At 38.7% G+C, this 3734-nt stretch carries 6 protein-coding genes; 3 read left to right on the top strand and 3 right to left on the bottom strand.

What is annotated here, in order from left to right; genetic code table 11:
- Window positions 1-116: 116 nt before the first annotated feature.
- From QUA47_RS30390 to QUA47_RS30380, 3 genes are all read right to left on the bottom strand, one after another.
- Window positions 117-461, bottom strand: a complete 345-nt coding sequence (locus QUA47_RS30390) for a hypothetical protein (RefSeq protein WP_190662373.1) — start codon at window positions 459-461, stop codon at window positions 117-119.
- Between the two features lie 381 nt (window positions 462-842).
- Window positions 843-935: a hypothetical protein gene (locus QUA47_RS30385; protein WP_333285444.1), complete on the bottom strand. Its 93-nt coding sequence runs from the start codon at window positions 933-935 to the stop codon at window positions 843-845.
- A gap of 10 nt (window positions 936-945) precedes the next feature.
- The gene (locus tag QUA47_RS30380) at window positions 946-1572 is read right to left on the bottom strand and encodes a hypothetical protein (RefSeq protein ID WP_333433557.1); all 627 of its coding nucleotides are present in this window, start codon (window positions 1570-1572) and stop codon (window positions 946-948) included.
- Window positions 1573-1714: 142 nt separating this feature from the next.
- Here QUA47_RS30380 and QUA47_RS30375 point away from each other — a divergent pair, with 142 nt between their 5' ends.
- From QUA47_RS30375 to QUA47_RS30365, 3 genes are all read left to right on the top strand, one after another.
- On the top strand, window positions 1715-2056 hold the full coding sequence (locus QUA47_RS30375) for a helix-turn-helix domain-containing protein (RefSeq protein ID WP_333433556.1): 342 nt from the start codon (window positions 1715-1717) through the stop codon (window positions 2054-2056).
- 14 nt (window positions 2057-2070) lie between these two features.
- Window positions 2071-2787, top strand: a complete 717-nt coding sequence (locus tag QUA47_RS30370) for an IS630 family transposase (RefSeq protein WP_333433555.1) — start codon at window positions 2071-2073, stop codon at window positions 2785-2787.
- A gap of 237 nt (window positions 2788-3024) precedes the next feature.
- Entirely contained in the window at window positions 3025-3639 is a 615-nt protein-coding gene (locus QUA47_RS30365) for a tetratricopeptide repeat protein (protein WP_333433554.1), read from the top strand.
- Window positions 3640-3734 lie beyond the last annotated feature (95 nt).

Genomic DNA, 3734 nt, shown 5'->3' with positions numbered 1-3734 from the left:
TTACGGATATGGGTTGATTTGCACTCAGGACATGGCATGGTGATTCCCTCTATTCATACTCTAATTATGCAACGCCGCGCTCGGAAACCGCTTCGCATAACTAGCAACTTGCGTTATTAGTCGGTGAACGTATAGTTTTCTAATGTACAAAGATCAACTTTATATTTTATAATTTCTTCCCCATCATCAAAAACAGCTTTGATATCGTAAGTACAGACATTCTGACTGTCTCGAATAGTTATGAGTGCAGATTCTCCAGGTCTAAGTATATCTATACCAAGAATGTCTTCCCCCCAACTCTCTATTCCTGTGGGATTGGTATAAAATTTTGTTATATTAGTACGCGTCTTGTTAATAATATTAAACTCCAAAGCTTCAGCTAAAACACTTTTTGCTGTCATTACGGATAGTGGTAAGGCTAAGGCCGTAGCAACCATTAAACTCTGAAGGATTTTAGCCATTGGAACTGAATAATTCAGTGTCAAGGAAGGGAAGCTGTATAGATTTTTCATCATCAGAGCCTAGTTAGGGATATGAGCAAAAACCGAAGTAGAATTACTACAACATAAATAAATATACCTCCTTCTTAAGGAAGATGTCAAGAAAATTGCAGGGTGGCGAGGAGCTAGCGAAGCTGTTACCAGAGGCAAGATAGGCTAAAACCATTGCTGTGAAAGCTTTTTAGAACCAAAAAAATTTTGTGTAACTTTTTAGACATTAATTAAACCACAGTCTCAATGGGGTTCAGCCGGGATACGCGCAAAAGAGGACAGGTTGTAAAATTTTGTAAAGCAAGGCAGTTGAAACCATTGATTTGTAGAGATTTTGAACCAAAAATAGTTTCAGTCGAGCCAGAAATTCTGGAAGCAGTCTGGCGATAACTCCGTGTAGCCAATAGTGTGTTGAATATTCTTGTGTCCCAGATAAGCCTGAATAGCTCTGGTGTCATGACCAATAGATGCTAGATAAAACCCATAGGCATGGCGTAACGGCGACAGATTCGTGGCGGTGCACGTCTGCCAAACGCTTCAGCAGTTGGCCGTTTTGCAGGTTCCAGAGTTTGACTGTGCCCGCGCGCGATCGTGTCAGCAGCGTTTTGCTGGCGGGACTGAAAGCCACTAGCAACACGGCTGTTGAATGTCCGAAAATCGTCTGCCGCAGTTCCCCGCTGTGCAAACTCCAAATTTTCACTGTACTGTCCTCAGAACCCGTTGCGAGGAATTGTCCGTCGGGACTGATAGCAGCAGACAAAATCCTGTCTGAGTGGTGGAGAGTGGCTTTTAATATGACGCCGGTTGAGGTTTTTGGCTGCGTTTTATACCCGGCTATTTCTAGCCAGTCGATCGCATCTCTCCAATTTTTGACTGCATTTAGCGGCCGATTTGTCAATAATTCTATGTATCGGTACAAACTTTTTGACAAATCAACTTCAACACCTTTGATTTGTTTGTTGAGAAAAACCGCAATTTCTGCTGGGCTGTAGCCGCACAGCAAGCCGCAGAGGTGTCGCTTTTCTACGGGTGTCAGCCCTCTTCTGGCGTGGGGGGCGAATTCTTGTTTGGCCTTTGACAAGTCGGTGTAAAGCTTTTGGATGTCCCAGCCGTTGCTTGCGCGTGCAAATGGTTCTTCTGGCGGATCGAGTGTATAGCAATCCTAAATCATTATCAAGACTATGATACAATTATATGCAATACTTGATTGTGACAATAAAAAAATGAATAACTTACAACTGCAACAAAAATATATGGACAAAGAAATAGCCGAATTAGAATATTTCATTAAAAGCGATATCGATGCCAGAGAACTAAAACGAGCAATAGCTGTAAGGATGGCTATCTCAGGTAATATCTACCATGAAATCAGCCTGACTTTAGATGTAAGTAATTTTTTTATTGGTTATTGGAAAAAACAATTTAAAACCAAAGGCATCGAAGGAATCAAACTAGGACATAAAGGGTCAAAAGGGTATTTAACAGCTCTACAAAATACTGAAGTAATCGAGTGGTTAAAGAATAAAAAATATTGGAATTTAGATGAGCTGGTTACTTATTTTTAGAGCAAAAATTTGGTGTGATATATAAATCAAAACAGAGTTACTATGAACTTTTCGACCGGGCGAAAATTAGTTGGAAAAAAACTCTAACAACTCATCCTAAATTTGATAAAGAACTGGTAAAAAAAAAGACGGAAGAAATTAACGATATTTTATTTAAAAACAAGGCTGGTATAGAATCTGGAAAAATAATAGTATTGTTTTTAGATGAATGTCATCTACTTCATGGTGATCTGACTGGTTATGTTTGGGGCCAATCCCAAATCAGAATTGAAGTCCCAATTACCAATGAAAAAGATAGACAAACTTATTTTGGCGCACTCAATTATCAAACCAAAGAATTCCATCTTCAGAGCCATCCACCTGGTGATGGAAAATCAACAGTTAAATTCATAAAATACTTACAAAATAAATATAAAAATCGCAAAATTATCTTGATTTGGGATGGAGCTAGTTATCATAAATATGGAGAATTTAGAGATTTTTTATTAGAAATAAATGGTGACAAAGAACCTGATAACTGGTCAATTACTTGTATCTTATTTGCTCCCACTGCTCCCCAACAGAATCCCGTTGAAGATATTTGCTTACAAGCTAAAAACTTTTTAAGAAAGTATTGGTATTTATGTAGGTCTTTTAAGATTGTCAAATTTTTGTTTGAGTTTTTTACTAACGAACATAAATTTGATTTCCCCAAAATACGTCAATATACTTACACACAGAAAATCATTTAGGATTGCTCTAGATATAGAAAATCATTTAGGATTGCTATAGAGGGTATCATTTGCGGCAGTCGCGATCGAGTTCCTAGTCAAATTCCTAACCAAAATCCTAACATTCGCTGTGCGCGATCGAACTGTTTTCACGGCTAATCTATTTTTAACACAGCAAACAGGGGAATGAGTTTCAGGTAGAAAATCCGCTCCTTTACAGTTTGCAAAATAACTATACATCAATCGGAGAAATAGAAAATGCCTGGTATTGCCATCGCCTTATTTTTCATCCTAGGTTTAGTTTTAAGTTTTGTTGGCTATTTTTGGGGATTAGTTCAAGCTTTTGGACAGGAAACTCTTTGGGGAGTGCTTTACTTGCTTGTCCCATTTGCCTCATTGGTTTTTTATATCAAAAATTGGAGCAATAAAAAAATTAGAAAAACATTCTTAATTCAATGTGCTGGATTGCTAATGCTTTTATTGGGAGGCATTACTACTTCAGTATTTTATGGCAAAAACTTTGTAAAAATTTCTGACTCGGGGCCTAATGTAGAGCAGGGGTCTAACGAGCAATCGCCCTCTTCTTTTCCTTCTGATTTCAATACTTCTCCATCACCATATCAAGAGTTATCTCCTGCTTTCGAGCCATTTCCTGCTGCCGAGTCATCTCCTGCTTCCGCAGCACCTGTTGCTGCTCAAAAAGATGACTTCAAACAATCGATGAAACTCGGTTATATTTACTACGGGCAGGGAGACTATCAAACGGCTTTAATCAATTTTAACAGAGCTTTACAGCTACGTCCGGGCGACGCTTATGCTGTCAAGGCTGTTGACAACACCAAAAGTGCGATCGTCCAAAGCATTGTCAAATAATAATCCGTGCATTAAAAATTGGGCGTTGCATAATTAGAGTATGAATAGAGGGAATCACCATGCCATGTCCTGAGTGCAAATCAACCCATATCCGT

Origin of the sequence: Microcoleus sp. MON2_D5 (assembly GCF_036701905.1) — a bacterium.
GTDB lineage: Bacteria > Cyanobacteriota > Cyanobacteriia > Cyanobacteriales > Microcoleaceae > Microcoleus.
The sequence above is the reverse complement of the archived record's forward strand: the minus strand, read 5'-3'. Positions and strand labels throughout refer to the sequence as shown.

Bases quoted from the DNA above. Each gene is read 5' to 3' on its own strand.
- QUA47_RS30365 (WP_333433554.1), top strand. From the start codon at position 3,025: ATGCCTGGTATTGCCATCGCCTTATTTTTCATCCTAGGTTTAGTTTTA.
- QUA47_RS30375 (WP_333433556.1), top strand. From the start codon at position 1,715: ATGAATAACTTACAACTGCAACAAAAATATATGGACAAAGAAATAGCC.
- QUA47_RS30390 (WP_190662373.1), bottom strand. From the start codon at position 461: ATGGCTAAAATCCTTCAGAGTTTAATGGTTGCTACGGCCTTAGCCTTA.